The organism is Beijerinckia sp. 28-YEA-48, from assembly GCF_900104955.1.
Classification (GTDB): Bacteria; Pseudomonadota; Alphaproteobacteria; order Rhizobiales; family Beijerinckiaceae; genus Terripilifer.
On the sequence record NZ_FNSI01000001.1, the window covers coordinates 865,887 to 883,924 of the forward strand.

An 18,038-nucleotide genomic window follows, 5' to 3' on the forward strand; every position below is an offset into this window, starting at 1 on the left:
AAAGCGTGTTTCATTAGAGAAACATCATTTCATATTTGCAACAACCTAAAACGTCGTGTAATCTTTGTCAAAATAAAATTCCGGTGGTTGGCGGGACGAATGCGGTGCATGTGCCAATGCTTTCGAAACGAGCACGCAGTGATCACGTGTTCGGCAGAGAACGAGGAGATTGCGTCATGAATCAGCACTGCAAGGCTGAGCTAACGCGTCGGAGGCGCGCGCGCGATCGAGCTGCCAACACTGCGCGGTCCAGCGGATCGGCTGTTGTCGAAAATCAAGCGTAACAAGGTCTAAGCGGTCAGGAGAGTCGTATGGATTTGGGGCTTTCGGGGCGCACCGTCGTTGTGACCGGTGGGACGTCAGGCATCGGCCTGGCGACGGCCGGTTTGTTCTTGAACGAAGGTGCGAAGGTGGCGATCTGCGGACGCGACGAGGCGCGGCTGGCGAAAGCCTTGGCCGATCTCGAGGCGCGCTTTCCCGGCAAGGTGATGGCGCAGCGCTGCGATGTGACCAAGAAGGAAGACGTCGAGGCTTTCGCCGCAGCCGTGCAGACATGGGCCGGTGGCACCGACATTCTCATCAACAATGCCGGGCAGGGGCGCATGACGACCTTCGCCTCGACCACCGATGAGCAATGGCGGGCCGAACTCGATCTTAAATTCTTCAGCCAGATCCATCCGGTGCGGGCGTTTCAGCCGCTGTTGCAGAAGAGCGATGCGGCGGCGATCCTCGCCGTCAATTCGCTGCTCGCCTATCAGCCAGAGCCCTATATGGTTTGCACCTCGGCGGCGCGCGCCGGCGTGCAAAGCCTCATCAAATCATTGGCGACCGAGTTCGCCCCGCGCATCCGCGTCAATTCCGTCATGCTCGGCCTGATCGATTCCGGTCAGTGGGAGCGGCGTTTCCAGGCGCGCGAGAACAAGGCGCAGACGCGTGACGAATGGATGGTCGAACTGACCAAGACGAAACACATTCCCTTCGCTCGTCTCGGCCTTCCAGACGAGGTGGCGCGCGCCATTGTTTTCCTCGCTTCGCCGGCGGCCAGCTATGTGACTGGCGCTTCCCTTGAAATCTCCGGCGGAATTTCCCGCTACATCTGAGAGGACGCGATGAACATCGCAACCGCAACATCATCTACGACGACCCGCGACGAGCCGGTCGGTGATCTGATCGCCCGCACGCTGGCCGAAGCCGGCGTCACCCATGTCTTTGGCGTGATCTCGATTCACAACATGCCGATCCTCGATGCGATCTTCCGCCAGGGCCGCATCACTTTCGTGCCAGCGCGCGGCGAAGCCGGCGCCATGAACATGGCCGATGCCTATGCCCGCGTGTCGCGTTCGGTCGGTGTCGTCATCACCAGCACGGGCACGGCGGCCGGCAATGCCGCTGGCTCACAGGTGGAAGCGCTTACCGCCGGTTCGCCGGTTCTGCACATCACAACCCAGATCGATACGCCCTGGATGGATCGCGATCGCGCCGCCATCCATGACGTGCCGCGCCAGCCCGACATGCTGAAGGCTGTGTCGAAGGCTTATTTCCGTCTGTGGGATGCCAATGGCGTCGTGCCGGTGGTGCATGCGGCGATCTCGGCGGCCTTGAGCGCGCCGACGGGGCCGGTGAGCCTGGAAATTCCCGTCGATGTGCAGCGCATGCCGGCGATCATCCCGCCGCGCATCGGCAAGCCGGTCGTCGTGCGCGTCGCGCCCGATGCCGATCATCTCGATCTCTTGGCCGACATGGTCAAGAAGGCGAAGCGGCCGATGCTGTATCTTGGCGGTGGCGCGCGTGGCGCCGAAGCCGCTGCGACGGCTTTGGTCGAGCGCGGTTTCTGCGCCGCCACCAGCACCAATGGCCGCGCCAGCGTGCCGGAAGATCATCCGCGCAACATCGGCGCTTTCAACATGACGCCACAGGCGCAGGAGATCTACGATCGCTGCGACCTGATGATCGTCATCGGTTCGCGCCTGCGCGGCAACGAAACCCGCAACAATGCGCTGCGCCTCGGCAAGCCGTTGGTGCAGATCGACGCCGATGCGAGCCAGGGTGGCCGCAACTATCCGATCGATCTCTTCGTGCATGGTGATGCCAGCCTGGCGCTTGAAGGCCTGCTGCAACGCCTGCCGGCGAAGGTCGGTGGCGATGCGGATTTCGCCGCGGCCGTTCTCGCCGCCCGCGTCAAGGGCGAAGAGGGCGTCGCGCGCGGCCTCGGTGTCTATCAGAAGCTGGCCGACGTGCTGCGCGATCGCGTGCACACCCAGGCTTTGCCTTTCGTGCGCGACGTGACGATCGGCAATTCCACCTTCGGCAACCGCTATGTGCGCCTCGCGGCGCCACACCTGGGCGTCCATGCGCTCGGTGGCGGCATCGGCCAGGGTATTGCCATGACGGTGGGCGCCACCTTCGCGGCACAGGGCAAGAAGACCGTGTCGCTCGTCGGCGATGGCGGCGCGATGGTCAATATCGGCGAGCTCGCCACGGTGGTCGACAACGCCTGCGATACGGTCATCGTGATGATGAACGACAAGGCCTATGGCGTCATCGCCAACATTCAGGATGCGCAATACGGCAATCGTCACGCCTATTGCCATCTGCTCACGCCTGATTTCGGCCTGCTCGCCAAGTCCATGGGCTTGCCCCATGTGCGCATCAGCAAGATCGACGATTTTGAGCCGGCCTTCGACAAGGCGTTGGCGGAGCGCGGCCCGATCATGCTCGAAGTCGATATGATCGCGATCGGCCCCTATGCGGAAGCCTTTGGCGGACCGCCGGCGGGTGCGGCGGGCGGCGCGCGCTGATGCGGCTGGCTCTGATCGGATATGGCAGCATTGCCCGCCAGGCGCTCGGCGCCCTGGCGGACACCCTGCCGTCGCCGCTGGAAGCCGTGATCTGCCTGGCACGGGAAAAGGGCGCCAATCGCGCCCGCGACCTGCTGGAAAGTTTTGGCGGACGGCTGGCGCGCCAGCGCCTGGTGGTCGGTTCGATGGCGGAGTTGCAGCAGTATCGACCGCTGCTGGTGGCCGAGGCTGCCGGGCATGGTGCACTGAAGATGTATGGCGCCGAAGTGTTGCAAGGCGGCGCCGATCTGATCGTGACTTCCGTGGGCGCGCTGGCCGATAGCGAGTTGCGCGGTCAGCTCGATACGGCGGCGCAAAGCTCGGGCGCCTCCTATCATCTGTGTCCCGGCGCCGTTGGTGGGCTCGACCTGCTCGCCGCCGCGAAGCTGTCGGGCCTCGATCAGGTGACCTACACGTCGCGCAAACCGCCAAAAGCCTGGATGGGATCGCCGGCTGAAAAGGTGGTCGACCTTGCGGCGCTGACATCGGCTCACGTGTTCTACGAGGGCGCCGCGGCCGATGCCGCGCGCGACTATCCGCAGAACGCCAATGTGGCGGCGACCGTGGCGCTGGTGGGGGCGGGATTTGAAGCCACCCGGGTGCGTCTGATCGCCGATCCGGCCGTCAGCCGCAACATTCACGAGATCTCGGTGCGGTCGAAAAGCGTCGATTTCGAGCTGCGGATCGAAGGCCGGCCGTCGCCCGACAATCCCAAGACATCGCTGACCACGGGCTTTGCCCTGGCGCGGCAGATTCTCGACAACCTGAAATTGAATCGGCCTTAAGACGCGCCAAAACAAAGTCCCCGGGGCAAAATTGCGTTTCGAAACGCAATTTGCTCTCGGGTTGCCACAATCGCAGGCAACCCTGGGCGGCCCTTGTGCGTTGAGGTGGGGAGGCGGCCGCGCCTCACCCTTTCTCATCAATGCAGGAGGACGAAATGGTCGCTCTTGATGAAACGACATCTCTGATCGCGGCGGGAAAAGTCACCGGCACGCCGGTCTTCAACACGGCGGGGGAAGCGCTGGGCGAAATCTACGACATCATGATCGACAAGCAGTCGGGCAAGATTGCTTATGCGGTGATGTCGTTTGGCGGCTTTCTGTCGATTGGCGAGCGCTATCACCCGTTGCCCTGGAACAGCTTGAAATACGACACGCGGCAGGGCGGCTATGTGGTTGGCCTGACACGAGAACAGCTCGAAGGGGCGCCGACGATTACGCAAGCCGACCCGCTGCATTGGGAAGAGCGTGGACCAGAGCCAGGCATCCATGGCGCCTATAAGGCGCCGCCGTACTGGCCGTTTTGATCCGCGCCGAAAGGCCGCTGCCAAGCAAAATTGCGCCGTGGCATCTGCGCGATGCAACGGCGTTGCTTATGAAAAGCAGGGAGCAGAGGGCTGATCGGACGCTGACGAATGGATTAAATTGAGCGTCTGATCGCTAGAGCTGGGATTGTTGGGAGGGCTTGTTGGTTGACAGATCCCGCGAGGTTTCAGCCTTGGAGACGAGGTGCAGCCGCAGCGCGTAAAGCGCGACCGCGGCAATACCGAGCATCAGTACCGAGCCGATGCCGGCCATCCACATGAAATCCGCATAATCGATAATCATCTGTGGTCCAAACTCAATAAATGTACACAAACTGTACGCACCGCTTCCTAAGGGAGCCGGTTTAAAAGTCCTTAAATCTGATCTCCGAAAGAGAAGAAAAAAATCGTCAGATTGCGATAGTCGCGCCCGCTTATGGTTTTCAAATCATGAAATAGCGTTCGGGTCAGCCCTTCTTCAGCCGTACCAGAATGGTGTCGAGCGTCGATAGGAAGGTTGAGCGGTCACGTGGACTAAAGGGTTTGGGGCCGCGCGTGACGGCACCAGCATCGCGCATATCCTGCATCAGATTGCGGGTCGCAAGCGCCATGCCGATCGAACTGGGCGTGAACTCGCGGCCGTTCGGCGCCACGACGGCAGCGCCAACCTTCACGCAGCGCGCCGCGAGCGGCACATCGGCCGTGATGACCACATCGCGCGGGGTCGCATGGTCGGCGATCCAATTGTCGGCCGCATCCATGCCGGCGGGCACGAGAATGCGCTCGATCATCGGATCTCTTGGCACCTGCATATAGCTGTTGGCGACGATCAAGACGCGCAGCTTGTGCCGGGCGGCGACGCGATAGACTTCGTCCTTCACGGGGCAGGCATCGGCGTCGATGATGATGCGGGAAGGGGCGTCGGGCAAATCAGTGGACATCGGGCGGCAATGTGCCATCCCGCGACCTGTGAGGAAAGGTGGTCGGGATTTTAATGGCGGGAGATCGCCGTCTCTTTCAGCCTCGCTCAACTCACGCCGCGTGCGGCGTCAGGCGCTGTTTCGAAGCTGCAAAGAGATCGCGGCCAATGGTGCGCGCGGTGTCGAGATGTGACTGGGCGTCCGAGCCGGGTAGAAGTTCGGAGGTGACCACAGGTGCCCCGCAATAATTGAAGATCCCATGATCGATCTGCGTTTTCATCGCACCGAAATAGCCGTGCCGCGCATAGGTGCGCAGGTCCGCGCCACCGATTGCGACCAGATGAACCTTCAGGTGGCGCAGCTTCTTGACCAGCTTGGTGTCAGGGCCTTCGTCGTAAGCCCAGCCGTTGGCGAAGACGCGGTCGATCCACCCCTTGAGAAGGCCAGGCATCGACCACCAATAGACCGGATAGACCAGGACCAGCGCATCGGCGCGATCGATCCTGGCCTGTTCGGCGGCGACGTCGGCGGGAGGCGCTGCCTCACGACGGTGCAGGGCGAGATCAGCAGCGGTGAAGCGCGGATCGAAGGCTTCGGCCGCCAGATCGGCGATTTCATAGGAATGGCCCGGGCCGGACAAGGAGAGGCCCTCGGCCACTTGCCTGGCGATGCTGTGGGTGAGCGACTGCGGCTCGGGATGGGCGACGACGATGAGGGCATGCATGGCGAAACGCGCTCCTGCCGGCAGTTGCCGGCACGTGATCTGTCTTATATACTTTTAGTAAGTTACTAATGGTATATTATCATGTCAAGTCCTGAAGCGCTGGAAAAGGCTAAGGGTCCGCGTCGCCGCCTGTCCCGGCAGGATCGGCATCGGCAATTGATCGAAGTTGCCTGGCGGTTGGTGTGCGCCGAAGGGACGGAGGCTTTGACGCTCGGGCGGCTCGCCGAACAGGCTGGCGTCACCAAGCCCGTCGTCTACGATCACTTCGAGACGCGCTCTGGCCTGCTGGCAGCGCTCTACCAGGATTTCGATGCCCGTCAGAACGCGCTCATGGATGTGGCGCTCGCGGCCAGCACGCCGACGCTCGCGGGGCGGGCGGCGGTCATCGCTTCATCTTATGTCGACTGCGTGCTGCTACAGGGGCGCGAGATTCCCGGCGTCATCGCGGCTCTTGCCGGTTCGCCGGAGCTTGAGAAGATCAAGCGTGACTACGAGAAGGCCTTTATCGAAAAATGCCGCTTGGCGCTCGCGCCTTTCGCCAGCGCGGGTGCCATTGCACCGGCCGGACTGTGGGCGATGCTGGGGGCGGCGGAAGCGCTCTCCCACGCTGCCGCGACCGGGGATATCACGCCGGTGCAAGCCCAGGACGAATTGCTGGCGACGATCGTTGCGATGGTTGGCAGGCAGGGGGCCAGCACGGCGCGGTCGGGCAAGCGTGCTTGAAGCCGTGTATCCGGCTTCAAGCTTCTCTTTCTTTTTTCTTGGCTATTGCACGCCGCCCTTGTTGACCACGGGGCCGGTATAGGCCTCGAAACGCTTGCGCAGATCGATGATCAGCGGCTCGTTCGAGACGAAGGCGTTATAGTCGAGGGCGGCATTCGCGGCGGAGAGCGGTTTGAAGCCGGCCGGTGGTGGCACGTCGGTGCGCGCCGAGAAGACGCCGGAGCGCCGCTGTTGCTCGGGCTGCAGATACCAGTTGAGAAAGAGCTTGGCGGCGTTGGGGTGCGGCGCATCCTTGAAAATGCCGGCTGTGAGGGTGAAGGTCACGATGGGGTCGTCTTGCGGGATGACGAGTTCGACCGGCGCGCCGCTCTGCTTCAATGATCCGGTGGTGGAGGTCGTTGCGTCGAAAGTCACCAGGCGTTCGCCGGAGGCGATGGCGCGAATAACGCCGAGATGGCCTTGGATAAAGCTGGGTTTGTTGGCCATGAAGCGGTCCATATAGGACCAGCCGTATTTTTGAACGATGGTGTAGAAGACGTAGAGCGTGGCGTCATCGTCCGCCGGATAGCAGGTGATGATCTTGTCGGAAAATTCCGGCTTGAGAAAATCCAGCGCCGATTTCGGCACTTCGTTCGCGGCAACCGCGTTCTTGTTATAGGCATAGGCGATCGCATTGACGCGCGCGGTGGTGAAGGCGCCGTCGGGATCCTTGAAGACGGGGGCGATGTTTTCATGACCCTCGACCTGGAAATTCAGCAGCAGGTTGCGCTTCTTCCAGGCAACGAAATCCTGGGCCGTCTGAAACAACGCCATGTCGGCTTCGAGCTTGCCGGCCTTGAGCTGCTGCTCGATCTTATCGTTCAGCACATTGCTGAAGCCGCCCGTCACGCTGACTTTTATGCCGGGAAACTTCTGTTCGAATTCGGCGACGATGCCTTGATAAGGTGCGACCGGGCCGCCGGTATAAAGAGTGAGCGCGCCTTCGGCTTTTGCCTTCTCATAGAGATCGCTCGTCATGTCGGCCTTGGCGCTCGCCGCACTCATGGCGACGACGAGTGCCGCAGCCGGGATCACCCCGGCTGCTGTGCGGAAACTCTTCATCATGTCCCCCCTCCCAGTTTACCGGAAGACCTTCACAAAGCTTCCGGCCATCTCTCTATTTTTGCGGCGTGGCCTGCGCTGATCGCTCCGCATCCAAAACCGGCACGATGAGTTGCGACGGATAGTCCTTGCTGTGGAAGAAGGTATCCGTGCCGTTCTGCCGGGCGCTGTAGGGATGGGTGAAGATCGCGTCGGTGATGGATGAATCGCCGTTGCTGATCTCAAGGCGCAGGCGGCTACCCTTTTTGAAGAGATAGGCCGTGGGCATGACGGCGATCTCATATTTGTACACCTTGCCCGGCTCGATCGGCTGTGGGTTTTCGTGGGTGTAATAGGGGGCGTTTTCCAGCGATTGCTTGGCATCGATGGCGCGATGGGAGGCCATCAGCCAGCCCTTGGTGACGATGCGGGCGCGGGGCTGCACGCCACGGGCATGCTCTTCGTCGGCCTGCTGCGATTGATCGGAAATTTTGACGATGAACTGCGTGTCCGGTTGGGTCGATGCCGCATAGAGGACGAGCTTGATCGGTCCCGTAATCTCCGTATCGCGATCGAAAGGTTGCGTCACGAAGGTCAAAACGCGCCGCGCCGGATCGGGACGCCCATCGGGGCCAGGGCCGACGACGCCGTTGCGCCAGCCGGCGTCGGGATAAGTATAGGTGGTCTTGCCGTTCGCGCTGTCTGAAACCTCCGACGTCAGAAGACCGTCGTTGAGGGACGTGACGCTGCCGCTGGGGCCTGCCGCCAGATAATAGCTGCGATAGTTCGCGGCTTTCGGCGGCCAGGCGTCGGCTGTCTCCATACGGTTGCCGTTGACGAGAGCATAGCGAACGGTCGGCTCCTTCTGATAGGCCGTCGGCTCGCCTTTCAAGCACCAGTCATAGAACGGCAGCAGGTAGCGCTCGTGGAACTTGATGCTGGCATATTCGGCAACGGCTTCGTTCACATCGGCGCCGCCCAGAACCAGAAGTTTCTTGGGGCCGGCGACCCGTTGAAAGCCCAGGATATTGCCGTTCAGATGCAGGTCGACCTTGCCCCAGACGCCAATGGAATAGACGGGGATTTTGACCCGATGCAGATTTTCGCCGGCTGAACGTTCGCGCCAAAATGCGTCATAGGTCGGATGGCGCCGCATGTTCAGCGAATAGTCCCAGGGCACTTCACGAGACGGGCCGGTCAGCGGACGCTGGTTGTAGTTGCGAACCGTGCTCCACCACCCTTCCGGATAGGCGCCTGGAATGCCGCCTGTATAGGCGGATTGCCGATAGGTATCGATGTGGCCGTCATAGGGCGCGATACAGGCCAGGTGCGGTGGCGCCTGCGTGGCCGCGAACCATTGAGAGCGCGCGTAATAGGACTGGCCGACACCGCCGACCTTGCCGCTCGACCAGGGTTGCTTGGCGATCCATTCGATCACTTCGTAGAGATCGCGTTGTTCGCGCCGGCTTTGATATTGATACTGGCCGCCGGAGCGGCCGGTGCCTCTGACATCCATATGGATATAGGCGTAGCCATGCGCATTGTAGAAGCCGATGGGGCCGAGCTCTTGAATCGGGTAGATCGAAACCGCCGGCAGGCCGTCATTGTCGAAGCGATAGGGCGAGGCGGCGAGCAGGGTCGGGGCGGGGCCCGGTGTCTTGGGCAGATAGAGCGCAGCGGAGATGGTGATGCCGTCGCTCATGGGGACTTGAATGATGCGGGCAGGGGAACGTTCTGGTGCGCGCTCTTGCGCGCGTTCTGGCGCAGGCTCTTGTGCAGTGGCGTAAAGAGGCAAAAGCGTGAGCAGGCCAACCAAAAATTGGCGCGCATGCGATCCATAGGTGCGCATGGTTTCCTCCCTGATGTCATTTCTATAGCCGCTCGATCTTAGCGAGAGGTCTTGGAAACTGCGAGCCTTATTCTACACTTATGGGTTTAATTCACTCTGAGCCTGGTCGGACTTCTGTCGGATTCCGCTTCACACCTAAAGCCCGTTTTCCTTCAGATATTTCGAGACATTGGCGGCCGTCTTCTCGATGTGGTCGACAATCAGCGTGCGGGCCTTTGCGGTATCGCGTCGTAGGACACAGTCCATGAGGGCCTTGTGCTCGGCGACCGTGTTGCGCGACTTGCTGCGAACATTGGCCGACAAGCGACGGTAGCGTTCGGACTGATCGAAGTGGTTCTCGCAAGCACTGATCAGGCGTTCCGATCCGCATGCCGAAATCAAAGCGATGTGAAAGGCCTTGTGCAGTTGCGTCCAGGTATCATCTCGCTGCGCTTCGCCGCGATTGATCTGGCGCTCGACTTTCTCAAGCCGGTGGAACGCTGCGACGACACTGGCTTCCCAGGCATCATCGCCATATCGGATCGCCAGTTCGAAGGCGCCGGCTTCCTGAATGGTGCGGCACTGGGTGAGATCGCCGAGATCTTTCGCCGTCATCGGCGCGGTACGAAACCCGCGTCGATCGTCGGAGGTGACAAGCCCTTCGGCGACCAGCCTGTTCAGCGCTTCACGCAAGGGACTGCTCGAAAACTTATGGAGCTTCTGCAGCGCATCGACCTTGAGCTTTTCTCCCGGCGAGATCTGGCAAGCGATGATGGACGCACGCAGCGTTTCATAAGCCTGCGAGGCGAGAGGGCTGTTGCGCGGGGCGAGGTCGGCTTTTTCCATGGCCTTGATTTATGCATAAAATTGTGTTCCCTGCAATAAACTGTTTTGGGAGGATTTGTTGTTGAAGCTGAAATTGCAGCTAGCCGCCGTTGTCATGGCCCTCGTCTCGGGGGCTGCGAAGGCTGATTATCCGGAGCGGCCGATCACCATTGTCGTGCCCTTTGCCGCGGGTGGGACGGCCGATTTGCTGCCGCGGATCGTCGCCGAAAAGCTGCGTCCGGTTCTCGGTCAGGCGATCATCATCGAGAACCGGCCTGGGGCTGGCGGCAATCTCGGCGCTTCGATCGTGGCCAACGCCAAGCCCGATGGCTACACCTTGCTCTGCGCACCGCAGCTCAACTACAGCGCCGCCGATCTGATCTATAAATCCCTGAATTTCGACCCGCTGAAGCTGGAGCCGGTCGTCGTTCTGGCGCGCTATCCCAATGTCATCGTGGCGCGGCGCGACTTTGGCCCCAACAATCTGGCCGAACTGATCGACTATGCCAAGAAATCACCAGGCAAGCTCACCTATGCGTCGCAGGGCATTGGCCAGGTCGGGCATCTCACTTTCGCGCTGCTGGCGAAGGTGACCGGCACGGAACTGGTGCATGTGCCTTACAGAGGTAGCGCACCGGCGATCACCGATCTCCTCAGCGGACAGGTCGATCTGCTCGCCGACAATCTGCTGCCGACCGCATCGAATATCGATGTTGGCAATCTGAAACTGATCGCTGTTGGCGGAACGCGTCGTGTCGTCGCTTATCCCAATGTGGCGGGCATTTCGGAAACCATCCCGGGCTTTATCTCCGATACGTGGATGGCCATTTCCGCGCCGCAGGGAACGCCGCCGGAGATCGTGAGCAAGTTGTCCAAGCTGATCACCGAGGCGACGCGCTCGCCTGAGTTTCTGGAGAAGACCAAGAGCCTGCAAACGGAACCGCTGGAGGGAACGCCGGCCGAGATGGGCCAGTTGATCAAGGGAAGCCGCGACCAATGGGCGCCGATCATCAAGGAACAGTCCATCCAACTGGAATGAGATCAGGCCGCGCCTTCCGGGGCGCGGCCTCAAACAACCGCTCCTGCAACATGCTCAACACAGGTGATCCATGCCCGAAGATTTAAAAACAAAAAGCGGTCTGTTCCCGGTCGGTGGTGTGCTGCTGGAGCGGCCCTTTGCCATCCGCCGGCTTGGCCATTTTGGTCTTGACGTCGATGACATCGATCGTGGCATCGATTTCTATACGCGCATGTTCGGCCTGAAAATTTCCGATCCGATCGATTTCGGCGCGCGCCTGCCTATTGAAGAGCAGGGCAAGCATGGCTCCGGTATCGGCTATTTCATGCGCCATGGCACCGACCACCATTCCTTCGTGCTGTTTCCGCGCCGCGTGCGCCGCAAGCTGCTGAAACAGATACCGCCGGGAATGACGATCAACCAGATCACCTGGCAGGTCGGCAGCCTGCGCGAGGTGGTCGATGGTTCCACCTGGATGAAAGGCTCGGGCATCCGCATCGCCCGCTCCGGCCGCGACAATCCCGGCTCCAATTGGCACGCCTATCCGGTCGATCCGGAAGGTCATATCAACGAAATCTATTACGGTATCGAGCAGATCGGCTGGGATGGTTTCAGCAAGCCAAAGGGCATGCATCGGCGCGACTATCACGACGTGCCGCCGCTGCCGCATCGTTCCGAATTCGTCGAGGTCGAGGAAGGATTGGCCGCCAAGATCGCGGTGGCTGACGGCTATCGCTTCAAGGAGCCGTTGGACGAGAAATATGACGTCGGCGGCATTCTGCTCGGCCGTCCGTTCAAGGTCGCGAAAATCGGCCCGATCCGCATTTTCGTCGATGACGTTGCCGCTGTCACTGCCTTCTATCGCGAGACGATGGGGTTGCGGCTGACGGAAGAGATCTCCTGGAACGGCCATTCCTGCACGTTCCTGCGCGCCAATACGGAGCATCATTCGCTGGCCATCTATCCAGCGGCGCTGCGCCAGGAATTGGGCCTGAGCGATCACACGTCGCTGTTCTCCTGTGGCTTTCAACTGGGCGACTACACGCAATTGAGGGCCGCCGTCGACTTTCTGCAAGAGCAGGGCGTCACCGTGCGCAAACTGCCGCCGGAGCTGTTTCCAGGCGTCGACTACAGCGCCTTCGTCATCGATCCCGATGGCCATGCCATCCAGATCTATCATCACATGGAACAGATCGGCTGGGACGGTCGGCCGATGCCGGCTGAGCAGCGCCGCAAGATCGACAACGACCGTTGGCCGGAGGTATTGCCGGCGCAAAGCGACAGTTTCAACGGCGAGGTCTATCTTGGCCCGTGGAATTGAAGCTGGCTCTCGCCGTGGGTGTTGAATAGGCTTCGAAGAGGGCGCCGTCACGAGCGCCCCACGCCTGGGAGGAAAGCATGAACCTGTTTGACCCGGTACGCCGCGCCGTCAGCCGTCGCGCCATGCTGCAACATATGGCGGCGGCATCCGCTGTCCTCACCGCCGTTCCAAGCCGCGTGCTGGCGCAAGCGCCCGCATCGCAGCCGGTGACGACGGCGCTGCCGGCGCGCGGCGAATATCTCATCCGCAATGCGCTGGTGTTGACGATGGATGCCAAGCTCGGCGATGTGCCGAAGGGTGACATCCATGTGCGTGACGGCGCCATCGTCGCCGTTGGTCTGTCCCTGCAAGCGCCCGGCGCCAGCGTCATCGACGCCACCAATATGATCGCGCTGCCGGGATTGATCGACACCCATTGGCATATGTGGGGCTCGGTCGCCCGCAACATGGCGGGCGAAGATTCCAAGACCGGCTATTTCCTCTTCGCCCGCGCCGTCGGCGATGTGTTCACGCCCGAGGACAATGCGCGCGGCGTGCGCCTGTCGCTGGCCGAAGCCATCCATTCCGGCATCACCACCGTGCACAACTGGGCGCATAATCTGCCGCGCCCCGAGTTCGCCGATGCGGAGCTGCAGGCCCATGTCGATTTCGGCGGCCGCGCGCTCTATGGCTACGGCTATGCGGGCGTCGGCATGACCAATCAGCCGGTCAATCTGGCCGATCTGCCGCGCGTACAAAAGCAATGGTTCGGCGACCGGGCAGGCCTCCTGACGCTGGGCATCGCCTCGCGCGGACCTGAGAGCAATTCGCCGGAGATCTGCAAGCGCGAATGGGACACGGCGCGCCAACTCGGCCTGCGGATATCGACGCACATCGGCACCGGCATGGCGCGTGTGAAGCAGAGCCAGGGTGTGAAGGCTTTGGCGGCGGCGGGCCTCCTCGGCCCGGATGTGATCCTGGTGCATGACACCAACTATCTGCCCGAGGATCTCGAGCCTCTGGCCAAGACCGGCACGCATATTTCGATGAGCCCCTATACGGAGATGCGCACCGGCTTCGGCTTTCCGCCGATCCTGCCGATGCTGGAGAAGGGCATCAACGTCTGCCTGTCGGTCGATACCACTGTGCTGGCTGGAAATTGCGATATGTTCGCGATCATGAAGGCGATGCAGAATGTCGCCGATGGCGCCAAGCAGAGCGAGTTCGCCTTGGCGCCCCGGCGCGTGCTGGAAATGGCGACGATCGATGGCGCTCGCGCTCTGGGTATTGAAGATCGTGTCGGCACGCTGACGCCGGGCAAGCGCGCCGACATTATTCTGGTGCGCATGGACGATCTCAACATGGCGCCGTTCACCGATGGCGTGCGCATGATCGTGCAGGCGGCGCAGCCGGCCAATGTCGATACGGTGCTGATCGATGGCCGCATTCTCAAGCGCGGCGGTCGCCTGCAACATATCGATACGGCTAAGATCATCGCCGATGCCGGCGAGACCATGGGGCGCGTGCGGGCTGGCGTCGAAAAGGTGCTGGAGCGCAGCGGTGTCAGCGTCGTGCGCTGACGTCAGTCCTCAGAAGCGTTCGCGATAGGCCTGAGGGGAGACATTCAGCAGGCGCAGGAAGCTGCGCCGCATGGTCTCTTCGGAGCCAAAGCCGCAGCGCTTGGACGTCTGCGCGACGCTGGCGCGCTCCTCCAAGAGGCGTCGAGCGGCTTCGACGCGGATCTGCTCGATGGCGCGGGCCGGGGTGATGCCTGTCTCATGGGCATAGTGGCGTGAGAAGCTGCGGGCGCTCATATGGGCCTGGGCCGCGAGCGTTGGCAGCGAGAGATCGCCGCGCAGATTTTCCATGATCCAGGCATGGAGACGGTCGAAGCGGCCATCGCTTTCCTGCAGGGCCAGCGTGGCACTGTACTGCGACTGGCCGCCGGGGCGCTTGAGAAAGACGACGAGCTGGCGGGCCACGGCAAGCGCGGTCTCGCGGCCGAGATCGTCCTCGATCAGCGCTAGGGCCAGATCGATGCCCGCCGTGATGCCCGCCGAGGTCCAGATGTTGCCGTCGCGCACGAAGATCGGATCGGGATCGAGTTTCACCTCGGGGTAGAGCCGGGCGAATTCGGCGCAGCGCCGCCAATGGGTGACGGCGCGGCGGCCATCGAGCAGGCCGGCGGCGGCAAGCAGAAAGGCGCCGCTGCAAACGGAGGCCATGCGGCGCGTCGTGCGGGCGCGGCTCTTGATCCAGCGGATCAGGCTTTCGTCCTCGCTGGCGACGTTGACGCCCTGGCCGCCCGCCAGCATCAGCGTGTCGAACGGAGCTGAGCGCGCCGATAGAGGCATGGTCTCCAACACCAATCCCGCCGTCGTCCTCACCCGCTGTTCCTGGGCCAGGACCATGGTTTCGTAAGGCAGGGGGCGCTTGCCGGACGCCGCCAGATCGTTCGCCGAGGCAAAAGCCTGCAATGGCCCGGCCACATCTAGGAGCTGGACATCGGGAAAGGTGAGGATGGCGATACGGCGAGGGGCGTTTGGCATGAGTAGCGTTTGGCATGAAACGAGGGATTATTGGCAATCTCGCCAGAGCCTGATCGGTTAGGGTCCGAACGTCAAGCCAAGAGGCGGTCAGGAGATCGTGATGAATACGCGCTTTGGAATTCTCGTCTTCCCCAATGTCCAGCAGCTCGATCTCACCGGGCCCTATGAGGTCTTCGCCGCCGCGCGCGGCGCCGAGGTTCATCTGATCTGGAAGGATCGTAACCCGTTGACGTCATCGACAGGCTTGGCCCTGACGCCAACCGCGACCTTCGACGACTGCCCGCCACTCGACGTGCTGTGCGTGCCGGGCGGTGGCGGCGTGAACCCATTGATGGAAGACGCGGTCGTCCTCGATTTTCTACGCCGCCGCGCCTCTGAGGTTCGCTATCTCACCTCGGTCTGCACGGGTTCGCTGGTGCTGGGCGCCGCCGGATTGATCAAGGGCCGCAAGGCGACGAGCCACTGGAACGCGCATGACCTGCTGGCGCGCTTCGGCGCGATCCCGACGCAAGGCCGCGTCGTGCGTGACGGATCGCTGATCACCGCCGGTGGCGTGACGAGCGGGATCGACTTCGGCCTCACCGTGGTGGCGGAACTGTTCGGCCGGGAAGAAGCGGAATCGATTCAGCTCGCCATGGAATATGCACCGGCGCCGCCGTTCCATGCCGGCACGCCTGATGAGGCGTCGCCCGCCATTCTCGCGGCGACGAAGAGCAAGCTGGCGCCCTCACGCCAGGCGCGCGAGGCGATCATCGAGAGAGTGGTGGGGAGCTGGGTGGCGGCGTGAGGAGAAAAGTGGCAGGTATGTGCTTTTCTATCGAGTTTTTCTTGTTTTCAGTTGACCTGGAGGCTGAGGATTTCGGTTTCCACGTATGTGCGAAAATCTGTAATTGACGTGAAGCAACGAAAGCCCGCAGCGTTTGCAAGACCTAGCACGCTGGCGGGCTCGTTCAGGAGAACTGTAACTGGCCCGGTGAGGCCCAGCTGAATACCTTTCGGCCACGCTAAGTCGAAGATGGCTTTTTGTTCTCCGGTATTGGAGTCGGCATAGTCGAACGCCATTTGTCCGCGGGGTAGGCCTTGTTCTTCCATCCAGGCGTTGAGTTCTTGCAGTTCTAGCTCCTCGGCTTCGCTGGTAATGCTGCCGATCTCCGCCTTTGCAGGTTCTGTTGGTGTGACCGTCGAGCCGGTTAGCCAGTGCGTGTCATCGTGTAGAAGGTCTTTAAACCGCTTGTTCGCTTCCGTAGTTAGTAGGATTTTCCTTGCCTCCAGAAAGTCGAGATAACGCTCGATCTTCCACAGGGCTGGATCCTTGGGAATCCATTGAGAGGCGAGTGCGCCCGGATGCTTTTCTTCCACCTCAGCGAAGTATTTCTCAGGCAACTGGTCGCTGATGTTGAGATTGGTGTCTTTGGTCAGAAAACAGAAATTGGCGAGGGCGTTGACGTCAGGTCGTTTCTGACCTCGCTTATAAAGTTGCGCTTTCGGGAAGATATGGTGAACCTCAAGACGATTCATGTTGCCTAGCATGTTCGCTTTCAGGGGTAAGCCTGTGCCCCAATCGCGGGCTTCGCCCATGCGCGTCAGCATGTAAAGGACGGGATAAAACCGTGCGCCAAGACTCCAGCCCGTGAAATGGTCTGGCTCGATCAGAAGGCTACCGTGCCACAGACGCAACTGTTCAATCAATGAATCGAGGCCACCGTTTGCCCCCTCCAAAGCAGCGAGATCTTGATCTATTACCGTTTCGGTAGAACCAGAGAAGCGGCCCCACATTCCGGCCTGGGCAAACCAGAATAAAAGCTTGTCACGTTCTCTTGCATCCAGCCTACCATTTTTCTTGTCTAAATAGCGCACCATCACTGGTACACCGAAACGTCCGAAAAATACTTGGTCGTGGTCGAGACCTAGGCGGCCGGCTATCAGATTGAGTGTCGTATCGATATGTTTCGAAGCGCGTTTCAACCCGTCTCGAATGTCGAGAGCGCCTATATCATGTAGGTAGCTGAATTTGGCTTCGCCAGTCAGGATTGTATTCACCGACCGCAGCAACCAATCCAGGTTGAATTGGTAGCCGGCATCAGTCCATTCGTTGAGTTTGCTCTTCATGGAGTCGCGAGCATCGGGCCACTCGGCGCAGATTTTTGCTAGGGCCAGGTCGCCTTTGGAAAGTTTTGTGCCGCCACTGTTTACGCGGTTGAAAATGTCGACGACGATGTCGAGTGTCTTGTCTTGTCCGGTGACTTCTTCGATGTGCAGATCGATATCCGTAATGCCGAGAAGATGACTAAGGCGTCCAATAAACTCGCCGACTCGAGCTGTATGTTCCGGGTGCGCAGACAACTGAGCGATGAAATTGCCGAGCCCCGCAGCGCCCGCCTGCATGAGCACCGTCACATCGATCCACAGAGGATCATCTTGCATTTTGATCGGTTGATAGAATGCGAAAGTTTCGGTGCCGAGATGAAAACGCAATCCGCTGAATACTTGATCGTTTCCATCAAAGAATTTCGGCGGCCTGCCACGTACAACGCCGTAAAGTGATGTGATGCGTTGTTGTCCGTCTAGCAGTAGCTTGACGATGCCGGAAGCCACAGGACCATCGCCGCGACGAATTGCCGTGTTAGCTTCTGTTGCCCATACAAGAAGCCCACCTACCGGGTGGCGACGATAGAGAGAGTCAAATAGTCCGCGTACCTGATCACGGTTCCAAACATACCCGCGCTGAAACTCCGGCAGCGCCATATGTCCGTTATCGATGTGATCCAATACCGTTGAAATTCGCATCAGCGCCCTCCATGAACGCTTGTTTATGGCATGCGCGATCGTCTTGACCAATCCGCAGCGTCGGTCTGAGGAATGCGAGACTTTGGGATGCTTAAAATGGTGGAAATGGGGGCTACGAATCCACGATAGGTGTTGTAGTCC

Annotated in this window: 16 protein-coding genes and 1 pseudogene; 9 read left to right on the forward strand and 8 right to left on the reverse strand. The window is 60.8% G+C overall.

Annotated features, from left to right (window positions below; all coding sequences use genetic code 11):
* Positions 1-311 precede the first annotated feature (311 nt).
* The 4 genes from BLW50_RS04120 (at position 312) to BLW50_RS04135 (ending at position 4,146) form a co-directional block, all read left to right on the forward strand.
* Entirely contained in the window at positions 312-1,100 is a 789-nt protein-coding gene (locus BLW50_RS04120; protein WP_090697840.1) for an SDR family oxidoreductase, read from the forward strand.
* Positions 1,101-1,109: 9 nt separating this feature from the next.
* Positions 1,110-2,798 carry a thiamine pyrophosphate-binding protein gene (locus BLW50_RS04125; protein WP_090697845.1) on the forward strand — a complete coding sequence of 563 codons (1,689 nt, stop codon included), beginning with the start codon at positions 1,110-1,112 and terminating at the stop codon, positions 2,796-2,798.
* Positions 2,798-3,622 carry an aspartate dehydrogenase gene (locus BLW50_RS04130; RefSeq protein ID WP_210186030.1) on the forward strand — a complete coding sequence of 275 codons (825 nt, stop codon included), beginning with the start codon at positions 2,798-2,800 and terminating at the stop codon, positions 3,620-3,622. Before BLW50_RS04125 ends, BLW50_RS04130 begins: the two co-directional genes overlap by 1 nt.
* Before the next feature lie 155 nt (positions 3,623-3,777).
* On the forward strand, positions 3,778-4,146 hold the full coding sequence (locus BLW50_RS04135; RefSeq protein WP_210186031.1) for a PRC-barrel domain-containing protein: 369 nt from the start codon (positions 3,778-3,780) through the stop codon (positions 4,144-4,146).
* A gap of 133 nt (positions 4,147-4,279) precedes the next feature.
* Here BLW50_RS04135 and BLW50_RS30600 read toward each other — a convergent pair whose 3' ends face one another.
* The 3 genes from BLW50_RS30600 to BLW50_RS04145 all read right to left on the reverse strand — a co-directional run bounded on the left by BLW50_RS30600 (position 4,280) and on the right by BLW50_RS04145 (position 5,787).
* Positions 4,280-4,447: a hypothetical protein gene (locus tag BLW50_RS30600; RefSeq protein ID WP_170849975.1), complete on the reverse strand. Its 168-nt coding sequence runs from the start codon at positions 4,445-4,447 to the stop codon at positions 4,280-4,282.
* Between the two features lie 163 nt (positions 4,448-4,610).
* Positions 4,611-5,084 carry a YaiI/YqxD family protein gene (locus tag BLW50_RS04140; protein ID WP_090697854.1) on the reverse strand — a complete coding sequence of 158 codons (474 nt, stop codon included), beginning with the start codon at positions 5,082-5,084 and terminating at the stop codon, positions 4,611-4,613.
* A 91-nt stretch (positions 5,085-5,175) separates the two neighbouring features.
* On the reverse strand, positions 5,176-5,787 hold the full coding sequence (locus tag BLW50_RS04145) for an NAD(P)H-dependent oxidoreductase (protein ID WP_090697858.1): 612 nt from the start codon (positions 5,785-5,787) through the stop codon (positions 5,176-5,178).
* 81 nt (positions 5,788-5,868) lie between these two features.
* Between BLW50_RS04145 and BLW50_RS04150 the strand changes: the two genes are divergently transcribed.
* A complete protein-coding gene (locus BLW50_RS04150; protein WP_090697861.1) occupies positions 5,869-6,510 on the forward strand; it encodes a TetR/AcrR family transcriptional regulator in 642 nt (213 codons plus the stop codon).
* 42 nt (positions 6,511-6,552) lie between these two features.
* On the opposite strand, the gene BLW50_RS04155 is transcribed toward BLW50_RS04150, so the two are convergent.
* From BLW50_RS04155 to BLW50_RS04165, 3 genes are all read right to left on the reverse strand, one after another.
* A complete protein-coding gene (locus tag BLW50_RS04155) occupies positions 6,553-7,614 on the reverse strand; it encodes an extracellular solute-binding protein (protein WP_090697865.1) in 1,062 nt (353 codons plus the stop codon).
* 52 nt (positions 7,615-7,666) lie between these two features.
* Positions 7,667-9,439, reverse strand: a complete 1,773-nt coding sequence (locus tag BLW50_RS04160) for a CocE/NonD family hydrolase (protein ID WP_090697868.1) — start codon at positions 9,437-9,439, stop codon at positions 7,667-7,669.
* A gap of 135 nt (positions 9,440-9,574) precedes the next feature.
* Entirely contained in the window at positions 9,575-10,264 is a 690-nt protein-coding gene (locus tag BLW50_RS04165) for a GntR family transcriptional regulator (RefSeq protein ID WP_090697872.1), read from the reverse strand.
* Positions 10,265-10,322: 58 nt separating this feature from the next.
* Here BLW50_RS04165 and BLW50_RS04170 point away from each other — a divergent pair, with 58 nt between their 5' ends.
* The 3 genes from BLW50_RS04170 (at position 10,323) to BLW50_RS04180 (ending at position 14,141) form a co-directional block, all read left to right on the forward strand.
* Positions 10,323-11,282 carry a Bug family tripartite tricarboxylate transporter substrate binding protein gene (locus tag BLW50_RS04170; RefSeq protein WP_090697874.1) on the forward strand — a complete coding sequence of 320 codons (960 nt, stop codon included), beginning with the start codon at positions 10,323-10,325 and terminating at the stop codon, positions 11,280-11,282.
* 70 nt (positions 11,283-11,352) lie between these two features.
* The gene (locus tag BLW50_RS04175; protein WP_090697878.1) at positions 11,353-12,582 is read left to right on the forward strand and encodes a VOC family protein; all 1,230 of its coding nucleotides are present in this window, start codon (positions 11,353-11,355) and stop codon (positions 12,580-12,582) included.
* A gap of 77 nt (positions 12,583-12,659) precedes the next feature.
* Entirely contained in the window at positions 12,660-14,141 is a 1,482-nt protein-coding gene (locus tag BLW50_RS04180) for an amidohydrolase family protein (RefSeq protein WP_090697882.1), read from the forward strand.
* Positions 14,142-14,150: 9 nt separating this feature from the next.
* Here BLW50_RS04180 and BLW50_RS04185 read toward each other — a convergent pair.
* Positions 14,151-15,126: pseudogene (locus tag BLW50_RS04185) on the reverse strand (helix-turn-helix domain-containing protein).
* Positions 15,127-15,210: 84 nt separating this feature from the next.
* Between BLW50_RS04185 and BLW50_RS04190 the strand changes: the two are divergent.
* On the forward strand, positions 15,211-15,897 hold the full coding sequence (locus tag BLW50_RS04190) for a DJ-1/PfpI family protein (protein ID WP_090697888.1): 687 nt from the start codon (positions 15,211-15,213) through the stop codon (positions 15,895-15,897).
* A 47-nt stretch (positions 15,898-15,944) separates the two neighbouring features.
* Here BLW50_RS04190 and BLW50_RS04195 read toward each other — a convergent pair whose 3' ends face one another.
* A complete protein-coding gene (locus tag BLW50_RS04195; RefSeq protein ID WP_090708674.1) occupies positions 15,945-17,897 on the reverse strand; it encodes a GmrSD restriction endonuclease domain-containing protein in 1,953 nt (650 codons plus the stop codon).
* Positions 17,898-18,038: the final 141 nt, after the last annotated feature.